At 51.0% G+C, this 5,290-nt stretch carries 4 protein-coding genes; 1 reads left to right on the forward strand and 3 read right to left on the reverse strand.

The genetic code is table 11. From position 1 onward, the window contains the following. Complete coding sequence (locus E3J62_00005) at positions 1–213, forward strand: T9SS type A sorting domain-containing protein (protein TET47918.1); 213 nt, start codon at positions 1–3, stop codon at positions 211–213. Positions 214–638: 425 nt separating this feature from the next. On the opposite strand, the gene E3J62_00010 is transcribed toward E3J62_00005, so the two are convergent. From E3J62_00010 to E3J62_00020, 3 genes are all read right to left on the reverse strand, one after another. Next, positions 639–1,550: a site-specific DNA-methyltransferase gene (locus E3J62_00010; GenBank protein ID TET47919.1), complete on the reverse strand. Its 912-nt coding sequence runs from the start codon at positions 1,548–1,550 to the stop codon at positions 639–641. Continuing rightward, positions 1,489–2,349: a hypothetical protein gene (locus tag E3J62_00015; GenBank protein ID TET47920.1), complete on the reverse strand. Its 861-nt coding sequence runs from the start codon at positions 2,347–2,349 to the stop codon at positions 1,489–1,491. The genes E3J62_00010 and E3J62_00015 overlap by 62 nt, the downstream gene beginning before the upstream one ends. Positions 2,350–2,526: 177 nt before the next feature. Further along, positions 2,527–4,293 carry a T9SS type A sorting domain-containing protein gene (locus E3J62_00020; protein TET47921.1) on the reverse strand — a complete coding sequence of 589 codons (1,767 nt, stop codon included), beginning with the start codon at positions 4,291–4,293 and terminating at the stop codon, positions 2,527–2,529. Positions 4,294–5,290 lie beyond the last annotated feature (997 nt).

Raw genomic sequence — 5,290 nt, forward strand, 5'->3', positions numbered from 1 at the left:
TTGGCTCGACCGGGTGCAGCCAGCATCAAGATTTACGATATTGCAGGCAGACAGGTGAAGGTTCTCACCAGCGGGAAAGCAAAGGCGGGTCCACATGAGGTTACATGGGATGGAACTGATGCTGCCGGCCACAGGCTTTCCAGCGGTGTCTATTTCACCCAGATGAAATCAGGTGAGTACAGAGCCGCCAAAAAACTCCTCCTCCTTCGCTGAGAAGACCACGAACGACAAAAAAGATGTCATTGCGAGCCAAATAGGTCCAGCCCGTCGCAGGCGGGATGAGACATATTTGGTCCTCCGTCGGCACAAGCCGGCGGAGGACAATCAAAGCGATAGCGAAGCAATCTGGCACAAGCAGATCCTTCACTTTCGCTTCCCTCGACTTCTCTCGGGATTAACTCTGTGTAACAAGCTCACCACGCTTTGCTTGTGACCTCTAACAAAGACTAAACACGATGACAGAGAGCTGATGTCATTCTCCACGGCAATCTTCGATCTTAGATCTACGATCTTAAATGTAGAGGGACCTGCCCGCCCGGCTCGTTTTACGAGCGGCCGTGTCACGGCCTTCTGAGCGGACCGAAGGGAACGGAGTGAAGCGCCGTAGAATGACAGAAAGGCTTGGGCTCCGGGGTTGGCTAGGTTTGCTTTCTGATAGGAGGCTTCCGTTTTCTTCCATGAGAGGGAGACCGAATACTGGGAATCACCCTCCTTGTTCCTTTTCCCGTGGTGTGGATGAATAGGAGGTCTTCTCTTAACTTGCTCTCAATCTCTTGAGGTTTCTTTGAAGGTCGAAAAAGTGCTTCCTGCTTACGGGCCGCGTCTTCAAGTCGGTGTGAGGCTATCTTGCAGTACTCTTCTGATATGTCTATGTGAACGAAGTCTCTCCCCGTCTTGTATGCGACCAGGGCAACGGTTCCAGTACCGCCGAACATGTCCAGCACCAGGTTCCCTTTGTAGGTGTAGAACTTGATCAGCCTGTAGATCAGTTCCTCTGGAAAAGGAGCCGGATGGCCACGCCGTCGGGTCTCAGGTGGAATATACCAGAACCCATCAGAGTACCTCTTGAACTCATCCGCGGTTATGTCGATGTCCTTTGGATCGCCCTTCAGTTTCCAGGAGTCTTTGCAGAAGACGAGAACGTACTCCCATGAGGGGACAATATGAGGGTTAGCAGGACTCTTCCAACTTCCCCAGGCAGTCCTCCGCAGCATAGTCTGCTTGTACCACAAGATTTCCGTGCGCATTGTCATCCCGATTTGGCGCATTTGTTCGATAAAGTCATGATGAATTGGGTTGAAGTTCTTGATGCTCGTTGGCGCTATATTGAGCGCAAACCGTCCCCCAGTGACCAGGATCCGCTTCACTTCCGTCCATACATCCATCAGCCAGTTGAGGTAGTCGTCGTACGCAAGCTCGTCGTCATGGTTGTCATACTTGGCCCCGACGTTGTAAGGCGGTGACGTGATTACCAGGTGTACGGTCTTGTCAGGGATGTCCTTCATCACTTCTAAGGCATCCCCGCATTTTATGTCTTCTAGGAGCTTCAACTCGACAACCTCCTACGCGATTTCTCTCTTCAATTGGTCGGGTATCCATCGTAGGTACAAGTGCTCTTGCCCAATTCCCAATATTGTCACACATGTCTTCGAAGCTTAGTATCTGCGGACACAGCGATGTGGCAGGATTGAGTACGTAAGTAGCATCGAAGTACATCTCAAGTAGTTGCCTCGCCTTGGTCGGCTTTTGGCATGTTCCTAACTCTTCATCCAGATCCAGGGTCACCATCGCTGTTCTTATGCCTAGGTCTCTGATGGCGAGAGCGTAGAAGCAGCCCTCTGTTTCTCTGGCATGGAAAGATGTTTTGCAGCTGAGAATCGCGAAGGCTCTCCAAATTCCACTCTGGTCTCGAGCTACCAGGATTATGTCGTTATCAGGCCACAGATCAGTCATTTGCTGGACACAACGTCGTTTCGCGGGCAAGGAGAGAAAACGCTTTAGGTCCGGTGTCCTCTTCCGAATGAAGCTCGCAGAGACAGCTGCCACGCCAGAGGACATTAGGTGGCGGTTGATATAGGACTGCACACACTTTTGGAATCCTATGCCAACCTTGGCTACCCAGCTATTGCGTGCCTGCTTCTCCGTGTAGTCTTTTTTCTCAACAAGGGCTTTTTCATAAATGGCTTGCGCATCAGCAATGCCAAGCTTTGTGCTGTCAAGCTTCTTGTTCAAAAACTCGAGTAGGGTGAATATGCCACAGGTCTTGTCAAGTTGCTCGACCACTTGGCGGCCCACTGTGGAGCCAATCTTCTCTATTTCCTTGTCCGAAAGGCTCAGTTCTCTAGGCATTCGCTTCCCCTACCATAGCCATGTGGGCGCACCAATATTACATCGCTGTTGTGGTGAGTCAAGGGTAATCTCGTCTCGCCACCGTGGCCTGGCATTTGCGAGAGGACCCATTTCATAGCGCTATCGAGTGGCGTTGCAGACGGAAGACAATGCGCATGGGAGCCTCTTTCTCCCGGGTTATTTCAGGACCGTCATCTTCCTGGTTGATTGATGATCTCCCGCCTTAAGCCGATAGAAGTATACGCCAGCTGAAAGCCTTTCGGTAGTCAAATCTGTGCTTCTGTATCCAGCCTTTTGCTCCTCATCCACAACTGTCATTACTTTCTGGCCAGCTGTGTTGTATACCTCAAGCTTCACGTGAGAGTCGTTAGGAAGGGCGTACTGTATGGTTGTTGAACTGGTGGCAGGGTTAGGATAGTTCTGAGAAAGCGAGAATACTTCCGGTGTTCCTCTATTGTGGCTAGAAGACTGCTGATGCTTTTGCGGCTCTGAGTCGACTTCGAATTCGTCCACCACGTTCCAGTGAGGCGTATAAACCACGTGTACAGTGGTCGCACGGTCGACTGTCAGAGCGGGTTCAACAAGGATGTAGGTCGTATCGCCATCACAGACTACCATATGGCTGAATCTGTAGCCCATGGTGGTGTCGCAACCTACACATTCTTCTACCTCCATTCCAAATGAATTGGATATGTCATAATACTTGAAGTGTTCACCAGATAGACTGTCTGTGCTGATTCCTGCTGTATTTGCGTTGTTGTGCCAGTAGTGTATGGGAACTCTTCTGGTCTTGGGAATCCCTTCAACGTCTACGACTACAAATTCAGGATGTGTAGAATCGACGGCATTGTAATAGAACTGAGCAAGAAGGACTGCTGTAGCCTTTACGATTCTAGGGAGAAGTGTATCAATAGCGCTCGTGGCATTGCCGTTGAAGTAGTCGTTCAATTCATCCACCAGCGGCCACAAGGTTGCAGAGTAGGACGCTCTTTCGTCCATTAACGTTGAGTGCCAATCCAAAAGGTTCGCATGATGGACGCCGATACTCTCTGCAACCACAGCCGGTAACCTGGAGTCAGCCAGATTACAGAAAAGCATGTAGTAGATTCCATATCTCAAGAGGTTCTGATTCCATATCTCTGCGTCATCGTAGTCTACGTCCAGGTCGCCATCCATGTCCTGGCTGACCCAGTCCTCAGTCAAATAATCATAACTCTTGAAAACGGTCATTGTGTGATGAGCGTCATAATTGCAGATTCTCGTCAGCCAGCGCAAGGACGATTCGCAGTCTGAATCATTCCAGGCTCTAATTCCATAGTTCAGATACTCCATAGATTTGACCTTGGCATCGTGCACCTGCACTTTTGTTCTTAATGAGTTCTCCGCAAGCACACCGTATCTTGTTCCGAGAGAATCGCAGAGCGGATCTACAAGCCCGACAATCAAAGAAAGTGGAACCTCCCAGCAGAAGTCGTACCTGGACCTGAAGGTGCCACGTGTTGGGAAGTAAACTGTCTCCTGACCAGCCCTGGGCAGCGCAATGCTGGGAAATTGATCCACCACAGCCCGGATGCAATCCTTGCAAGACTCTATGTCACCGGGATCCTGGAGCTTTTCCAGGCTGTCGTTCCAGCAGTAAGCGTAGGACTCATTTATCAAAAACTGGGCGGCATCTTCGTCTGGTTCGGTTGTGCTGTGAACGTCGACCCACATGATTTCATCCTCTTGATCCGCAAGATCACGGATGTCGATGCTCGCCGGGTTATCCCCAGTGTAGAACTCATAGACATCGTTCAACCCACTTTCCTGGAGATAATCGACGGACTTCTTGAAAAGTTCGACGTGTGCGTAGCGGTTGTAGCTTTGAGCTTTCCCACACGTGGACAAAACCAGTACAAGTGTGGCAGAGAACATGAGGACTACAAGATTACTTACCCTTGACACAGAGAACCACCTTGTTTGAGCTTCACACGCACCCGCAGGCAAAATCCATTATATCTAAAACAGATGATGTGTCAATAGCGGAGCACCGACCAGCGCCGATGCAGATCGAAAATCGAAATTCCGCGTAGCCTTGCCCCACACCCAACCCAATCCGAAACACGAAACGTTGAAAAGTTCATACCTGCATGTCCGGGGCGTTTCACGGCCCCTCGTTCCACGAGGTCACCAGCCCTTACGGCAGGTTTAATTCTCATTCCGCAGTCTGTGTCTAATGTGGGGGTGTCTAGGGGAAAACCTGCCATTTCTTGTTTCCATCGACATGGACAGCGAGAATCGCTGCGCCCTGCACGTAGACCAGATTCTTTTCATTGAGCCAATCCCAGACCTCGGGCCGGTAGCCGTGAACAACCCTTTCGATTGTACCGGTTGACACATCGACCACATCTAACCCATCAGACAACACTCCCAAGTATCGATCTTTTGGTGACCATTTTAGCTCTCTTACTTCTGGAAGAGGGAGTCCCATAACAGGAACCACATGATGGTCCGAGATTTCGATCACTACTAGACCGCGCTCTGGAACCCAATAGGCTAACCGGTTCTCTGCCGACCATGTACGGACCGGAGTCCGGGACAGGGAATCAGCCACTATGAGTCTCTTCTGGGTCACTGTGTTATACGCCCAGAGGCTCCAGAATCCGTCCCCCCTTGACAGACATGAAATCCAGTCGCCGACCCCAGCCGAGAGATCGGCGTGTGCAATCTCGATGGATGGGAGATCCCTCAGGATCCGGCGGGCTCCCTGAGCCAGACGGTCCACGGCCCAGACTTCTGAATCACCCTTTGCCAGAGACTTGAGGAGATAGAAGTCGTCACCATTGGGAGTCCAGCCCACGGCGGACAGTTTCCCTGAGCCTGAGGCTCCGATAGAAAAGGAGAGGTAGGCGGGTCGGTCCAACAGGGCAATGGTGACATCAGAACCGCTGAGAAGAGCAAC

Source organism: candidate division TA06 bacterium (assembly GCA_004376575.1).
GTDB lineage: Bacteria > Hydrothermota > DG-26 > E44-bin18 > E44-bin18 > E44-bin18.

Bases quoted from the DNA above. Each gene is read 5' to 3' on its own strand.
- E3J62_00015 (TET47920.1), bottom strand. From the start codon at position 2,349: ATGCCTAGAGAACTGAGCCTTTCGGACAAGGAAATAGAGAAGATTGGC.